This window comes from Bifidobacterium animalis subsp. animalis ATCC 25527, assembly GCF_000260715.1.
Lineage (GTDB): Bacteria > Actinomycetota > Actinomycetes > Actinomycetales > Bifidobacteriaceae > Bifidobacterium > Bifidobacterium animalis.
Map to the genome: position 1 here is coordinate 637,581 of NC_017834.1, position 15,238 is coordinate 652,818.

At 61.5% G+C, this 15,238-nt stretch carries 13 protein-coding genes; 12 read left to right on the top strand and 1 reads right to left on the bottom strand.

Translation table 11 applies throughout. The features are described from left to right. Positions 1 to 76 precede the first annotated feature (76 nt). Positions 77 to 1,606, bottom strand: coding sequence for a xylulokinase (locus BANAN_RS02685; RefSeq protein WP_014697409.1), 1,530 nt, complete (start codon positions 1,604 to 1,606; stop codon positions 77 to 79). A 187-nt stretch (positions 1,607 to 1,793) separates the two neighbouring features. Here BANAN_RS02685 and BANAN_RS02690 point away from each other — a divergent pair, with 187 nt between their 5' ends. The 12 genes from BANAN_RS02690 to BANAN_RS02745 all read left to right on the top strand — a co-directional run bounded on the left by BANAN_RS02690 (position 1,794) and on the right by BANAN_RS02745 (position 15,177). Next, positions 1,794 to 3,029, top strand: a complete 1,236-nt coding sequence (locus tag BANAN_RS02690; protein WP_014697410.1) for an ROK family transcriptional regulator — start codon at positions 1,794 to 1,796, stop codon at positions 3,027 to 3,029. Between the two features lie 128 nt (positions 3,030 to 3,157). Next, complete coding sequence (rpmE, locus tag BANAN_RS02695; RefSeq protein ID WP_014697411.1) at positions 3,158 to 3,370, top strand: 50S ribosomal protein L31; 213 nt, start codon at positions 3,158 to 3,160, stop codon at positions 3,368 to 3,370. 208 nt (positions 3,371 to 3,578) lie between these two features. Then, positions 3,579 to 4,676 carry a peptide chain release factor 1 gene (prfA, locus tag BANAN_RS02700; protein ID WP_014697412.1) on the top strand — a complete coding sequence of 366 codons (1,098 nt, stop codon included), beginning with the start codon at positions 3,579 to 3,581 and terminating at the stop codon, positions 4,674 to 4,676. Between the two features lie 60 nt (positions 4,677 to 4,736). Then, a complete protein-coding gene (gene prmC, locus BANAN_RS02705; RefSeq protein WP_014697413.1) occupies positions 4,737 to 5,654 on the top strand; it encodes a peptide chain release factor N(5)-glutamine methyltransferase in 918 nt (305 codons plus the stop codon). 129 nt (positions 5,655 to 5,783) lie between these two features. Beyond that, positions 5,784 to 6,452, top strand: coding sequence for an L-threonylcarbamoyladenylate synthase (locus tag BANAN_RS02710; RefSeq protein ID WP_014697414.1), 669 nt, complete (start codon positions 5,784 to 5,786; stop codon positions 6,450 to 6,452). Next, entirely contained in the window at positions 6,449 to 7,609 is a 1,161-nt protein-coding gene (locus BANAN_RS02715) for an MraY family glycosyltransferase (RefSeq protein WP_041776966.1), read from the top strand. Before BANAN_RS02710 ends, BANAN_RS02715 begins: the two co-directional genes overlap by 4 nt. Before the next feature lie 299 nt (positions 7,610 to 7,908). Then, positions 7,909 to 9,444, top strand: a complete 1,536-nt coding sequence (gene guaB / locus BANAN_RS02720; RefSeq protein WP_041776967.1) for an IMP dehydrogenase — start codon at positions 7,909 to 7,911, stop codon at positions 9,442 to 9,444. A 194-nt stretch (positions 9,445 to 9,638) separates the two neighbouring features. Next, positions 9,639 to 10,292: an oligoribonuclease gene (gene orn, locus BANAN_RS02725; protein WP_014697417.1), complete on the top strand. Its 654-nt coding sequence runs from the start codon at positions 9,639 to 9,641 to the stop codon at positions 10,290 to 10,292. A 72-nt stretch (positions 10,293 to 10,364) separates the two neighbouring features. Further along, the gene (locus BANAN_RS02730; protein WP_014697418.1) at positions 10,365 to 11,213 is read left to right on the top strand and encodes a Cof-type HAD-IIB family hydrolase; all 849 of its coding nucleotides are present in this window, start codon (positions 10,365 to 10,367) and stop codon (positions 11,211 to 11,213) included. 40 nt (positions 11,214 to 11,253) lie between these two features. Then, positions 11,254 to 12,723 carry a PIF1 family DEAD/DEAH box helicase gene (locus BANAN_RS02735; RefSeq protein ID WP_014697419.1) on the top strand — a complete coding sequence of 490 codons (1,470 nt, stop codon included), beginning with the start codon at positions 11,254 to 11,256 and terminating at the stop codon, positions 12,721 to 12,723. A 100-nt stretch (positions 12,724 to 12,823) separates the two neighbouring features. Further along, on the top strand, positions 12,824 to 13,255 hold the full coding sequence (locus BANAN_RS02740; RefSeq protein WP_014697420.1) for a hypothetical protein: 432 nt from the start codon (positions 12,824 to 12,826) through the stop codon (positions 13,253 to 13,255). Positions 13,256 to 13,359: 104 nt separating this feature from the next. Then, complete coding sequence (locus BANAN_RS02745; protein ID WP_041776968.1) at positions 13,360 to 15,177, top strand: proline--tRNA ligase; 1,818 nt, start codon at positions 13,360 to 13,362, stop codon at positions 15,175 to 15,177. Positions 15,178 to 15,238 lie beyond the last annotated feature (61 nt).

Below are 15,238 nucleotides of genomic sequence, written 5' to 3' on the forward strand. Positions count from 1 at the left end.
ATCGGAATCGACAATATGGAATGCCGGGTGGTGGGCACAATGTGCGCATGGTGCACACCACCCGGCCTGGGTGGAATCAGCCGCGGGCCTGCACGTAGGCCTCGTAGATCTGCGGGGTGGGGGTACCGGTCTGCACCGCGTCGATCGAAATTGGCCAGTCGGGCGCGTCATCTACGCCGCTGAGCACCCAAGCCGCCTGTCGTGCGGCTCCGATGGCCACGTATTCGTCGGTGGCGGGGCAAGTGATTTCCATGCCGAGCACAGTTGGGGCCAACGTGCGCACCGCACGCGATTTCGCTCCGCCGCCGATGAGTAGGATGCGCTCAATCGCGGCGCCGAGCGAGCGGATGAGCTCCAGACAGTCTCGTTGTGAGCACAGCAACCCCTCGACGAATGCGCGGGCGAAGTTCGCGCGATTGGTGTTGCGTAGCGTCATCCCGCTGAGGGTGGCAGTGGCGTCCGGTCGGTTCGGTGTGCGTTCGCCGTCGAAATACGGCACCAATGTGATGCCGCCGGCACCGGGGCGCGCGGCTAGGGCGAGGTCGGTGAGCTCCTCGTAGTCCACGTCGAGCACCGCACGTCCTGCGTCGAGAATGCGGGAGGCGTTGATGGTACAGGCCAGGGGCAGGAAATGCCCGGTGCAATCCGCGAATCCGGAAACAGAGCCGTTCAGATCGTATACAGGGCGCTCGCTCACAGCCGCAGCGACACCCGATGTGCCAAGGGACACTGACACATCTCCGACGGCCATTCCCAAGCCCAGGGCTGCCATTGCATTGTCGCCTCCGCCGGGGGCGATGATGCAGCCCCCGTCTACGGCGCCTCCGGCAATCGATGGGGAGGCTTTCACCTTGGCGGCCTCGTGGGGGCCCAGCACGGCGGGCAGCACGATGCGTGCGGCGGCCTGGAGGCATTCGGGGGCCGGTTCGTCCGCTGCGGCCGATTGCAAGCCTCGGGCGAGCAGATCGCGCCGGTAGGTGTTGGACGCCGCATCGAAATACAAGGTGCCGGAGGCGTCGGAACGGTCGGTGAACAGTGCGTCCAAATGGGCATCCTCGCCAGGCTCCACCGGTCCGAAACCGGCTATGCGCCAGCTCAGCCAGTCGTGGGGCAGGCAGACGGCGGCTATGCGCTCTGCATGCTTCGGCTCGTGCTCGCTCACCCACCGCAGCTTCGTCAACGTGTATGAGGCGACGGGGGAGGAGCCCACCGCACGAACCCAGCGGGAGATGCCGCGGGCGTGGCGATCCTCCGGTTCACCGTCGGCCGCCGGTGCCGCGCCGAGTTCATCGATGAGTTCAACGGCCTGAGGGGCCGACGAGATGTCGTTCCACAGCATCGCATCGCGGATCACGCGCCCTTGCTCGTCGAGGATCACCATGCCATGTTGTTGGCCGCCGACGGCAATTGCCGAGACGTCGTCCAATCCGCCGGCCTGCTCACTGGCTTCGAGGAACGCCTCCCACCAGGCCTGGGGATTCACTGTCGATCCGTCCGGGTGCTTTGCCTGGCCGAAGCGTACGAGCTTACCTGTCCGGGCATCGGTGACGCGCACCTTGCATGATTGGGTCGAAGTGTCGACGCCCGCAACCAACATCGGTTCCATATTGTCTCCTTGCTCTGGCTCCCACAGACGTTCCGTGGTCGCGTGTGTTCCGGTTTTCTACGCGGACCGCAGACGACGGCCATGCCGTATGCGATCCAATATAGTATGTTCATTAAACTAATAAATCTAGTATAGCATGGCTTGTTAGGCAAGTGGGTTAACTATTGGCTCGAAGATAGGGGTCGACATGACGACGCTGAAACGAATCAATCAAGATGATCTACGCAACCACAATCTCTCGGTGGTTCTGAATCAGGTGCTGCGCTCGCCGCAACCGCTCAGCCGGGCCGATCTGGCAAAGGCGACGGGATTGACCAAGGCGACGATGTCTCTGTTAGTCTCGCTCCTCATTGAGCATGGTGTGCTTAGGGAAGGAGTGCCGCTTGTGCAGGCGGTGTATGGCAGGCCGAGCACGCCCCTGATCATTGCCGGAGGCCGGGTATGTGGCATCGGCATACAGATCAACACCGACGGTTACGGCTATACGGTGCTCGATCTTGACGGCTCGACGGTGGCGGAACGGTGGGTGGATCGCAATCTGCACGAGGCGGATGCGGACGAGATATTCGCCGATCTCGACGCCATGCTGCTCGATCAGGAAAAGACCTTGCGCGAGCAGGGCTACATTCTTACCGGAACCGGAATCGCGCTACCCGGATTGGTCACCGAAGATGCGCACCTGATCGTCGCGCGCAATCTCGGCTGGGAGAACATAGACCTCATGCAGTACGACGTGATCAAGCGGCTCGACGTGGTCGCCGGAAACGAGTCGAACATGGCGGCGACCGCCCATTTGCCCGGCTATGCCACGCAGGTCCATGACGAGGGTATGGTGGGGCCGGACGGCTCGTTCATCTACGTTTCCACCGACATCGGCATCGGCGGCGCCATTGTGCGCGACGGCAAGGTGGTGGACGGCGAGCATGGATTCGCCGGTGAGGTCGGGCATCTTCCCGTGCAGCTGGATGGCCCGCAGTGCCGCTGCGGACGGCATGGATGCCTCGAGGCCTTCGCAGGCCGCCGCTCGATGGTGGAGCGCGCCGGACTTGCCAGCGGCGATGCCGCCGCAAGCCAACAGGCCATAGATATGTTCACGCAGGCTGTTTTCGACGGTGCGGAACCCATGCACAACGTCTATTTGAAAGCCTTCGACGCAATGGTCTCGGCAATCGTCTCGACCATCAATCTGTCGGATGTGGATACGGTGATCATCGGAGGCTGCTGGGCGCAGCTCCCCGCCGAAGAGCGCGAACGCATGCAGGCCGAGGTGCAGCGCCAGATCCTCGCGCGCGACAAGGTCGAGGCGCATATCCTGCTCACGCGCGACATGCTCAGGCCGGCGCTCATTGGCGCCGCGCAGATCGGCCTTCGCAAGTTCGTGGACAATCCGCTGGCGTATCTCACGGCGGATTCCGTGGCATAGTGACCCACGCGGGATGCGTCGCGCGCCGTCGTACGTCGAGCGGGTGGGCTACGCTTTTGCTGTCCGGTTCACGCTTCGCCAGCGGGGTGGGGCGACCCGGGTCCCCCGTATCTTTAGGAGACGATGTTATGCAGCAGGGTATTCATCCTGATTATCACAAGGTGACCGTCACGTGTTCGTGCGGTAACACGTTCGAGACGCGTTCGACCGCCAAGGGTGACCGTATGACGGTGGATGTGTGCTCGAAGTGCCATCCGTTCTACACCGGCAAGCAGAAGATTCTCGACACCGGCGGCCGTGTGGCCCGCTTCGAGAAGCGCTACGGCAAGAAGAGCGCCTGATACGCTTCGACGCCAGCCCTGTTGGGCTGGCGTTTTTGTTTGGCATGCGCCCGTGCAGCCGGGCATACCGTTTCGTCCGTACGCCACGTGTGTGGAATCTGTGAACAATGCCCACTATGTATAGGCGGCCCACGAGCGGACCACCCAACTGAGTACACTTCAATCTGTTCGAAGCATTTGTGTAGGCAAGAGTCAAGTAAGGCGAAGATTGGCAAGCGAAGAGTTTCCCGCGGCGAAGACCGCGTTGGAGGAATACGAGAACATCGAACGCCAGATGGGCGAGCAGGAGGTCTGGTCGAACCCCGACAAGATGCGCAAGCTCGGTCGCAGGCAGGCGCAGCTCGGCACCATAGTCAACGCATACCGCACATGGCTCAACATCAGGAACGACCTCGACGCGGCCCAGGAGATGGCCGGAGAGGATCCGGATTTCGCCCAGGAAGCCAAGCGACTGGAGTCCGAGCTGCCTGAGGTGGAGGAGAAGTTGCGTACGGCGCTCATTCCTCGTGACCCGGATGACGCGCGCGATGTGATCATGGAGATCAAGGCCGGCGCGGGCGGCGAGGAGGCGGCGTTGTTCGCCGGTGATTTGCTGCGCATGTACATGCGGTACGCAGAGAAGCGAGGTTGGAGCGTGACCATCCAAAGCGAGAACTCCACCGAGCTCGGCGGAGTGAAAGACGTGCAGATGGCCATTCGTGCCAAGGGAAACCCGTCGCCGGAAGAAGGGGTATGGGCATCGCTCAAATACGAAGGCGGTGTGCATCGCGTGCAGCGCATTCCGGTCACCGAGTCACAGGGACGCATCCAGACTTCCGCCGCGGGCGTCATCGTGTTCCCGGAGGCCGACGAAGACGACGATGAGATCGAGATCGACCCGAAAGATCTGAAGATCGATATTTTCATGAGCTCCGGTCCGGGCGGCCAGTCCGTCAACACGACGTATTCGGCAGTGCGCATGACACACATTCCCACCGGCATCGTCGTGAGCATGCAGGACGAGAAATCGCAGATCCAGAACCGCGCTTCCGCACTGCGCGTGCTCAAGAGCCGTCTGCTCGCGATGAAGCACGAACAGGAGGCCGCCGAAGCCGCCGACATGCGCCACTCGCAGGTGCGTTCGCTCGATCGTTCGGAAAGGATCCGCACCTACAACTTCCCGGAGAATCGCATTGTGGATCACCGCACGAACTACAAGGCGTATAATCTTGACGCCGTGCTTGACGGCGATCTGCAGGCGGTGATCGACAGCGATATCCAGGCTGACGAGGAGCAGCGGCTCGCAAGTCAGCAGCAACAGCAATAGGCATTCCTGCCGCCCTTGGCACGTATCCCAACTGCATTCACACGTTACGGAAAAGCCCAGATGACCACAGACCAACTCATTCACCGTTGCGCCGAATACCTGCGCGAAGCCGGAGTCGACACTCCCGAGCACGACGTCAAGCTGATTATGGCGGATGTGCTCGGATGCTCGCTCTCCGACGTCGAAGCGGCCGCAATCATGCGCACCGACGTGCGTGCGCTGTGTGCGAAGTACGGCAAGGACGACGACGACGTGGAGCTTGTGCACACGTTCAAGCACATGGTGTGCCGGCGTCATGCACGCGAACCGTTGCAGTACATCGTGGGCCATGCACCGTTCCGCTATCTCGATCTCGAGGTGGGGCCCGGGGTGTTCATTCCGCGGCAGGAGACCGAACTGCTCGCACAGGACGCCATTGACTGGGTGACACGGCATGGAATCTATTCGCCGCGAATCGTGGACTTGTGTGCGGGCAGCGGCGCGCTGGGACTGGCATTGGCCACAGAGATCCCGGGGGCTCAGGTGTGGGGTGTAGAACTGAGCCCGCAGGCCGCAGTGTGGACGCGCCGCAACATCGCGCGGATCTCACGCACATACCCCGACATCACCGCGAACTACCACTTGGAGATCGCCGATGCCACCTGCCCGATCACGCTCGCGCATCTCGACGGAACGGTTGATGTTGTGGTGAGCAACCCGCCGTATGTGCCGCAGGCACAGGTGCCACAGCAGCCGGAAGTGCGTGATTTCGACCCGTCGCTCGCATTGTATGGGGGATCGTCTGATGGCATGCTCATTCCCGAGCAGATCATTCGGCGTGCCTATGCGCTGCTTCGCCCGGGTGGCCTGTTCCTCATGGAGCACGACATCTCGCAGCCCGACCGCACAGTGGCCTTCGCGCGCGCCAGCGGATTCAGCGACGCCCGCACGGGGGTCGACCTGACCTACCGACCGCGCTATCTGGTGGCGACCAAGTAGGAGCCAACTTTTCCCGTAGAACCATGAACATAACGGCATCGCAGTGAATACACAGCTCCATCGCGTACAATACGGCAGGTCGGAGCGGACACAGCTGGCAACATGCCAGACAGGTAGGAGGCAAGGCACATGGCAGACGTGCGCAGTGCAGACGAGCAGACGCTGGCCGACGCAAGACGAATCATAGCCGATGGCGGCTTGGTGGTCATTCCCACAGACACCGTATACGGCATCGTCTGCGACCCATGCAACGCCGCGGCCATAGCGCGCATCTACGTCGCCAAGCATCGGCCGGCTGACAAGGCGTTGCAAGTCATTATGCCGGATCTCTTGGTGCTGCCCAAGCTCGGTCTTACGCTTCCCACGCCGCTCGATGTGTTGGCGCACCGATTCCTGCCCGGTGCCTTCTCTCCGATTGCCGTGGCTGCCGCTGATTCGGCGTTGCTCACCGTGCGCGTCGACGATTCCGGTGCGCGCACCCAGGCCATTCGCGTTCCCGATTCCGAGGTGAGCCTGCGCGTGCTGCGTGCGATCGGCCCGGTTGCGGCATCGAGCGCGAACCGCTCCGGCAACGAAAGCGCTCAGACCGTCGATGAGGCTGTTGCGGCGTTGGGTGATTCGGTTGACCTGTACATCGATGGCGGGCCGACCGTGAGCCATACGGCGAGCACCGTGGTGGCCGCCGATCCCGATGCTCCGGATGGGATTGTGATCCTTCGCGAGGGACGATTGGAAGCCGACGCAGTCAGACGGGCGGTGCGTGAGGAAGCGCGGCATGGGGGTACGGCCGGTCAATGAGGGTCTACGTATTCATTGCCATGGTGGCCATGGTGGCCACGTACCTGTACACGCCGCTCATCCGTCACCTCGCCATTCAGCTCGGCGCGGTGGGCGAGGTGCGTGCCCGTGACGTGCACACCGTGCCAACGCCGCGCATGGGCGGCGTGGCCATGCTGCTTGGTTTCATCACCGCCATGTTCTTCGCCTCCAGGCTCAACTTCCTGCAAGGCGAATTCCGCCAGAACCACCAAGCCTGGGTGGTGATGGCAGGCGCCGCTATGATCTGCCTGCTCGGCGTGGCCGACGATGTGTGGGATCTCGATTGGATGCTCAAACTCGCCGGCCAGCTGCTCATCTCGGTATTCGTGGCATGGGGAGGTCTGCAGATCATCTCGCTGCCGATCGGCGGCCTGCTCACCGCGTCTCCGATGATCTCCATAGCGATTACGGCCTTGCTGATTGTGGTCTCGATCAATGCGGTGAACTTCGTGGACGGACTCGATGGCTTGGCCGCAGGCATCGTGGCGATCGGCGGCATCGCATTCGGCATATACTCCTATGTGCTGTCACGCCAGCAGGTTTCGTATGCATCAATGGCGACGCTCGTCGACGTGGCGATGGTGGGCATCTGCCTTGGCTTCCTGCTGCACAACTGGCACCCGGCGAAACTGTTCATGGGGGACTCCGGTTCGATGCTGCTCGGCTACCTCATCACCTGCGCGTCGATCATCATCACCGGGCGTCTCGATCCGGCGACGATCAACACCTCGGCCTACGTGCCGGCATTCATGCCGATACTGCTGCCCGTGCTCGTGCTGTTCCTGCCGGTGCTCGACATGCTCATGGCAATCGCACGACGCCTGCGCAAGGGGCAGTCACCCATGCATCCCGATCGCATGCATCTGCATCACCGCATGCTCCGCATAGGCCATACTGTGCAGGGGGCCGTGCTTATTCTGTGGGGCTGGGCCGCGTTGATCGCGTTCTCTTCGATGTTCCTGCTGTTCTTCAGATTCGTGGATGTGCTCATCGGGTTCGTCGTGCTGGCGGTGCTACTCACCATCGCCACGCTGTACCCGTATTTCAAGCGCATGGGTCCCGGTGCTCACAGCAATGACGGTGTACTGCCGAAAAGCAATGCACCCAAGCACGTCCAGGAGTCCGGACGGGCATAACCGCCAGCTTCGATCTTCGTGCAAATCCCCCGCAATTTCTCTTCCCCCATCTTTCATCTTTGCCTCCCCGCTCGCTGCTTCCCCTGCGCTTCCCCTGCGTAATTTGGGTCATCTGGATGCCCAATTCTGTCTCTATTCTGTCTCTTTTTACGCAGATTGGCAGATTGGCTGTGTAATAGGGGACAGGTGGAGGGCGCGCTCCGGCTCTTTGTAGGCGGAAATCGGCGTAAAAGAGAGGTGGATTCATAGAACGGACGTGTGTTTTGGCGTTGGTCGGCGTGGCTCCATATAGTGTTGCTATGGCTACAATTCCTAATGCAGAATCCCCATACACCCCCCTCCCTCCAATCTTCGCCCAGCTGGGCCTCGCCTATGACGATGTGCTGCTGTTGCCGAACGAAACCGACGTGATTCCGTCGGAAGTGGACACCTCCACCCATCTGACCCGCAACATCACGATGAAGGTGCCGGTGCTGTCCGCTGCAATGGACACGGTGACCGAAGCCGACATGGCCATCGCGATGGCCCGCAACGGCGGCATCGGCGTGCTGCACCGCAATCTCTCCATCGACGACCAGGCCGCCCAGGTGGATGTGGTCAAGCGCAGCGAATCCGGCATGATCACCGATCCGTTGACGGTGAATCCCGACGCCACGCTCGCCGACCTCGACAAGCTGTGCGGCAAGTTCCACATCTCCGGACTGCCGGTGGTGGACCACGACAACAAGCTCGTCGGCATCATCACGAACCGCGACATGCGCTTCATCGCCTCCGAGGACTACGACCATCTGCGCGTCAAGGACGTGATGACGAAGGAGAACCTCGTCACCGGTCCGTCCGACATCTCGAAGAAGGACGCGCACGACCTGCTCGCGAAGAACAAGATCGAAAAGCTGCCGCTCGTCGACGGCGAAGACCACCTGACCGGTCTGATCACCGTGAAGGACTTCGTGAAGACCGAACAGTACCCGGATGCCACGAAGGACGACCAGGGACGCCTGCGCGTCGCAGCCGGCATTGGTTACCTCGGCGACGCATGGCAGCGTGCCTCCGCGCTCATGGAGGCCGGCGTCGATGTGCTCGTGGTCGACACCGCCAACGGCGAGGCGAAGATCGCGCTCGACATGATCCGTCGTATCAAGAACGATTCCGCATTCAATGGCGTTGACATCATTGGCGGCAACATCGCCACCCGACAGGGGGCTCAGGCGATGATCGACGCGGGTGTCGACGCCGTCAAAGTGGGTGTGGGCCCTGGCTCAATCTGCACGACGCGTGTGGTGGCGGGCGTGGGCGTTCCGCAGCTCACCGCGGTGTATGAGGCGGCGCAGGCATGTCGCGCCGCAGGCGTGCCGTGCATCGCCGACGGCGGCATCCACTACTCGGGCGACATCGCCAAGGCGCTCGTCGCCGGCGCCAGCTCCGTCATGCTTGGCGGCGTGCTCGCTGGCACCGAGGAGGCCCCTGGCGAAAAGGTGCTGCTGCATGGCAAGCAGTACAAGCTCTATCGTGGCATGGGTTCAATGGGAGCCATGGCACCGCGAGGCAAGAAGTCGTATTCCAAGGATCGTTACTTCCAGTCGGACGTCACGAGCACCGACAAGATCGTGCCGGAGGGTGTCGAAGGCGAAGTGCCATATCGCGGTCCGTTGGGCGCCGTGCTGTACCAGATGATCGGCGGCCTGCACCAGTCCATGTTCTATATCGGTGCCCACAACATCGCCGAGATGAGCGAGAAGGGCCGCTTCATTCGCATCACCGACGCCGGCCTGCGTGAATCGCATCCGCACGACATCGTGATGACCGCTGAGGCGCCGAACTACTCCGGCCGCTGAGCACATATCCAACACGGTGGCTCTTAGGAGCCGCATATAGCCATAAGCGCCGTGACGCAGATACAATCTGTGTCACGGCGCTTTTCCCTGCCGGGCACCTGCGACGGCTACGCTATGAGAAACACCGCATATGGGTGAGGCGTCTACAATATGAGCACGAATGGTCCATGAAGGAACCTGCAGAAAAGAGGAACATGGTAGACGCAAACGACGCGCTGACGTATTCGCCTGAGACATCGCGCATGATCTGGATCGACTGCGAGATGACCGGACTCGACATCTTCCACGATGAATTGTGCGAGGTCTCCGTGGTGCCCACGGATTTCGAGCTCAATGTGCTCGACAAAGGAATCGATTTGGTGATCAAGCCGTCGGACACCGCTGTCGCCCATATGGACGATTTCGTGCGTGCGATGCACACCCGTTCCGGCCTCATCGACGAGTGGGAGAACGGCTTGTCGGTGCAGGAAGCCGAGCGTCAGGTGATCGACTATGTGCAACAATTCATTCCGAAGGGCGTCAAACCATTGCTCGCCGGTAATTCGGTCGGTTCCGACAAGAAGTTCCTCGACCGCTTCATGCCGAATCTCATGGAGCACCTGCATTACCGCGTGATCGACGTGAGCACGATCAAGGAACTCGCACGCCGCTGGTACCCGGCGGTCTACGAGAACCGGCCGCCGAAGAACGGCGGCCACCGCGCATGGGCCGACATCGTCGAGTCGCTTGACGAGCTGCGTTACTACCGCGCGGCCATCATGGCGCCCGAACCCGGTCCCGACACCGCGCAGTCCAAGCGCATCGCCGAGCAGATCGTCGCAACGAGCGTGATGAACGAGGCCGAATAATCATCTGCAACCATCGCGGAGCCGGTCATGCACCGGTATACGGCAACGCCGCGCAATAACAAAGGAGCGCATATGGCAGAAGTTGAATGGACGGAAATCAAGGAACCACAGAACATCAAGCTCGTCGTGGCAGACATGGACGCGACGCTGCTGGACGCCGACGGGCAGATCCCCGCGGGGTTCTGGCCGATGCTCGACAGGCTCAACCAGAAGGGCGTCACCTTCGTGCCGGCGAGCGGTCGGCAGTACCAGACGCTGCAGCAGATGTTCTCGCGCAGTGTCAGGCCGATGTCGTTCATCGCCGAGAACGGCAACATCGTCTCGCTGGACGGCAATGTGATCGAAACGCATACGGTGAGCCGTGATCTGGTCAAGCAGGTCATCGACATTTGCGACAAGGCCGCCGGGACGGGCGAATACAACATCGGGCTCGTGGTGTGCGGTCTCAATGCCGCGTATATTCAGCGCACCGACGAGGAGTTCATCGCCGAGGTGAGCAAATACTACACGAAGGTCGAGCAGGTGAACAATCTTCGTGAAGTGCTCGACTACGTCGACGAGAAATTCCTCAAGCTCGCCATCTTCGATTTCGAACCGGCCGAGCCGATGGCCAAGGATCTGCTCGCCGGCATCGAGCAGCCTTACGAATACGTGCTTTCGGGCAAGCATTGGGCGGACATCATGGATTCGCGCGTCTCCAAGGGAGACGGCGTGGTCGTATTGCAGAAGGCGCTTGGCGTGGGTGTCGACGAGACCGCCGTGTTCGGCGACTATCTCAACGACGTGCCGATGTTCGAACACGCGCGCTATTCGTTCGCCGTGGCCAACGCCCACCCGCAGGTGCGCGCGGCCGCCGCCTACATCGCGCCGGCGAACACTGAGGAGGGCGTGATCCGCGTCGTCGACCGCATCGTCAGATGACGGCTGTACAGCGTAGCGTCACGGCCCTATTGTAGAGAGCATGAAGCAGAGCGAAGCCCTTGAGATTATGCTTGCCGGAGCCAGCGTGTTCCTCACCGGAGCGCCCGGAGCCGGCAAGACGTATGTGCTCAACCGGTTTGTGCAGGCCAAACGCGAACAGGGCGCCACGGTCGCGGTGACGGCCACGACCGGCATTGCCGCGACGCATGTGGACGGCCAGACGATTCACGCATGGAGCGGCATAGGGGTGGCCGATTCGCTCACCGACTCGCTCATCAAGACGATCCGCACACGCCGACGCAAGCAGATCAAATCGACTGACGTGCTCGTGATCGACGAGATCTCGATGATGCACGCGTGGCTGTTCGACATGGTCGACGAGGTCTGCCGCATCATACGCAAGGATTCGCGCCCCTTCGGCGGCCTGCAGGTGGTGCTCTCCGGCGATTTCTTCCAGTTGCCGCCAGTGGGTGCCTCGCGGCGCAACACGGCCATGACGCCCACGCCCGAGTATGTGTCGATGCGTGAGCGGTATGCGCAGGCGGGAAAGAACCCGGAGGGATTCGTCACTGAATCCTTTGCTTGGGACGCGCTCGACCCGGTGATCTGCTATCTCGATGAGCAGCATCGTCAGGACGACGGGCAGCTGCTGCGTGTGCTCACCGATATTCGTGGCGATATGGTCTCGCAGATCGACAAAGACATTCTCATCACCCGCTACCAGGTGCCACTTGAAGAGGGGAAGCAGGCCGTGTCGCTGTTCCCGCAGAACCGGCAGGCCGATCTTGTGAACGAACGCCAGCTTGCGCAGATCGACGGCGACGAGCATGAGTTCTTCGCCGAGGCGCGAGGGCAGGCGAATCTGATCGAACGGCTCAAGAGGAACATGCTCGCTCCCGAGCACCTCGTGCTCAAGAAGAACGCCGTCGTGATGGCAGTGCGCAACGATGCCGAAGGCCGCTATGTGAACGGCTCGTTGGGCATGGTGATCGGATTCCTCAAGGATGCGCGCGGCGGCTGGCCCATCGTTGAATTCGAAAACGGCAACGTGGTGACCATGAAGCGCGCCGATTGGGAGATGATGGATGGCGACGACGTGCTCGCGTCGGTGTCGCAGGTGCCGCTGCGGTGTGCCTGGGCGATTACGATTCACAAATCGCAGGGCATGACGCTCGATTCGGCGATCATGGATCTGTCGCGCACTTTCGCGCCAGGCATGGGCTATGTGGCGCTCTCTCGTGTGGAGAAGCTCGATGGGCTGTACTTGAACGGCGTGCATAACCGCATGTTCAATGTGAGCGCCGACGCCGTGCTGCTTGACGATGCGTTGCGTGCTGGATCTGCCCGTGCGGCCGAGCAGCTCGTGGAGCAGGGGGCAGATTCGTTCTCACATCGTTCCCCAGACCATGCCGTACTTGGCACGACGGGTGAATCCGGCGCAGCGGAATCCGCGCAGACTTTGTTCGACGCGCTCGACGAATTCGGTGGCACGGACGAACCGGCGTTCTGAATTGCCGCACAGATACCGTCGGCGCGCTTCCGTCACACACGATGAGCCGCACGATTAGAATGGAACAGTATTTCGTACTGACAGAGGAAAGAGGAAATCCATGAAACGCTCGGCAATGTACATCATCTCGGGAATCGGCGCGCTCGTGTTGTTCGTGGCGTTCCTGTTCTACACCTCCGCACCGGTGAATCTGGTGGGCTGGTTCAAACTCTCCGATCTGCTCACGATTATTGGCGGACTCATGTTCATCATTCCGTTCTACATCGTTTCCGTGCGCCGCAAGACGCGCGACAACGCGCCGAATCCGTGGGCGTGGCAGTATCTGCCGGTGATCGGCATGGTGCTCATGGTGATCGGCTTGATCTTCCCGAATGGCAAGCTCACCGTCGGTGTGATCGATCTGTGCGACGTGCTGTACCTGTTCGGCTGCGTGTTCATGCTGATGATCTTCGTCTACCCGTTCGGCTCGGTGAACGAGGAGATTCTCGAAAGCGACGTGGACGAGCGCATCGACGACGGCGCTCGTCAATAGGCTCGTAGACCGTTCCGATATCCGGGCGCACCGCTGGCATTCGCTGGCGGGGCGCCCGCTTGCATACACCGGCGATGTCGTGGAATACGCATAATTTGAAGGGTATGACCAAAGCTCTTCGAATGTCCACATTGTTCCTGCGCACGCTGCGTGAAGACCCCGCAGACGCAGACGTCGATTCCGCAAAGTTGCTCCAGCGAGCAGGCTATATTCGCAAGGCCGCCCCAGGCATCTGGACGTGGCTGCCGCTCGGCCTCGCCGTTCTCAACAAGATCGAAGATATCATTCGCGAGGAGATCAACGGCATTGGCGCACAGGAAGTGCACTTCCCGGCTCTGCTGCCGCGCGAGCCGTACGAAGCGACGCACCGTTGGGAGGAGTACGGCGACAACATCTTCCGCCTGAAGGACCGCCATGAGGCGGATTACCTGCTTGCACCGACGCATGAGGAGATGTTCACGCTGCTCGTCAAGGACATGTACTCGTCGTACAAGGACCTGCCGGTGACGCTCTACCAGATCCAGACGAAGTACCGCGACGAGTTCCGCCCCCGCGCGGGTCTGATTCGCGGCCGTGAGTTCATTATGAAGGATGCCTACTCGTTCACGGTGGACGAGGAGGGCATGCGCCAGGCGTACATGGATGAGCGCGGTGCATATGAGCGCATCTTCCAGCGTCTCGACTTGAAGTATGTGCCGGTGTTCGCGATGTCGGGCCCAATGGGAGGCTCCGCTTCCGAGGAGTTCCTGGCGCCGATGCCGATTGGTGAGGATACGTTCGCGCTGGCCCCCTCCGGCAAGGCTTGGAACGTGGAGGCCCTGCACACGCCGGCTGTCGAGGCCGTGGATTGTTCGCAGACCCCGGATGCAACCAAGCGGGCCACGCCGAACGCGCGCACGATCGACGAGATGATCGCGTTCGCGAATGCCGAATACCCGCGCGAGGATGGCCGTGACTGGCAGGGCTCAGACATTCTCAAGAACGTCGTCATCGCCGTCAAGCATGCCGAGGACGACGAGCATGACGAACCGTGGCGCGAACTGGTGGTTGTGGGCATTCCAGGAGACCGTACGATCGACATGAAGCGCTTGGAGGCGCAGTTCGCCCCAGCCGAGCTCGAGGAGGCCACTGAAGACGACCTCAAGGCGCATCCGGAGTTGGTACGTGGCTATATCGGACCGATGGGCTTCGGCCCGCAGGCGCGGGGAGACGACGAGATGGCCGAGACATTGCGGTACCTGATCGATGCGCACGTGGCTGAAGGCTCTGCATGGTTCACCGGTGCCGACGAGGAGGGCGTGGATTACTACGACCTCGTGTATGGCCGCGATTTCAAGGCCGATGGCGTGGTGGAGGCCGTTCAGGTGCGAGACGGCGACATGAGCCCGGATGGCTCAGGCCCGCTCAGCTTCGAGCGTGGTGTGGAGATTGGCCAGGTGTTCCAGCTCGGTCTCAAGTATTCCGAGGCACTCGACCTCAAGGTGCTCAACCAGAACGGCAAGACAGTGCCAGTGTGGATGGGCTGCTACGGCATCGGCGTGAGCCGTGTGCTTGCCTGCATCGCCGAGACGCACCATGACGACAAGGGTCTGGCATGGCCGATGAACATCGCCCCTGCCCAGGTGCATGTGATGGCCACCGGCAAGGATGAAGCGGCATTCGAAGCCGCCGAGAGGCTGGTCGATGAGCTTTCGGCGAATGGTATCGAGGTGCTCTACGACGACCGCAGGAAGGTCTCGCCGGGTGTCAAGTTCAAGGACGCCGAGCTCATCGGTGTGCCGATCGTCGCCGTCGCAGGACGCGATACGGTGAACAACGGCACGATTGAGGTTCGTGATCGTGACGGTTCCAACAGTGAGAACATCAGCATCGATTCGGTGGCGCAGGTGATCGTCGACCGCGTGCATGAGGCATTGAAGTAGGTCAAGGCGAAATATGTGGCAAATGGGCTCCGGGAAACCGGGGCCCTTCGCTTTGCAGGCT

Bases quoted from the DNA above. Each gene is read 5' to 3' on its own strand.
- rpmE (WP_014697411.1), top strand. From the start codon at position 3,158: ATGCAGCAGGGTATTCATCCTGATTATCACAAGGTGACCGTCACGTGT.
- BANAN_RS02745 (WP_041776968.1), top strand. From the start codon at position 13,360: ATGACCAAAGCTCTTCGAATGTCCACATTGTTCCTGCGCACGCTGCGT.
- prmC (WP_014697413.1), top strand. From the start codon at position 4,737: ATGACCACAGACCAACTCATTCACCGTTGCGCCGAATACCTGCGCGAA.
- guaB (WP_041776967.1), top strand. From the start codon at position 7,909: ATGGCTACAATTCCTAATGCAGAATCCCCATACACCCCCCTCCCTCCA.
- BANAN_RS02690 (WP_014697410.1), top strand. From the start codon at position 1,794: ATGACGACGCTGAAACGAATCAATCAAGATGATCTACGCAACCACAAT.
- BANAN_RS02735 (WP_014697419.1), top strand. From the start codon at position 11,254: ATGAAGCAGAGCGAAGCCCTTGAGATTATGCTTGCCGGAGCCAGCGTG.
- BANAN_RS02685 (WP_014697409.1), bottom strand. From the start codon at position 1,606: ATGGAACCGATGTTGGTTGCGGGCGTCGACACTTCGACCCAATCATGC.
- orn (WP_014697417.1), top strand. From the start codon at position 9,639: ATGGTAGACGCAAACGACGCGCTGACGTATTCGCCTGAGACATCGCGC.
- BANAN_RS02710 (WP_014697414.1), top strand. From the start codon at position 5,784: ATGGCAGACGTGCGCAGTGCAGACGAGCAGACGCTGGCCGACGCAAGA.
- BANAN_RS02715 (WP_041776966.1), top strand. From the start codon at position 6,449: ATGAGGGTCTACGTATTCATTGCCATGGTGGCCATGGTGGCCACGTAC.
- BANAN_RS02730 (WP_014697418.1), top strand. From the start codon at position 10,365: ATGGCAGAAGTTGAATGGACGGAAATCAAGGAACCACAGAACATCAAG.
- BANAN_RS02740 (WP_014697420.1), top strand. From the start codon at position 12,824: ATGAAACGCTCGGCAATGTACATCATCTCGGGAATCGGCGCGCTCGTG.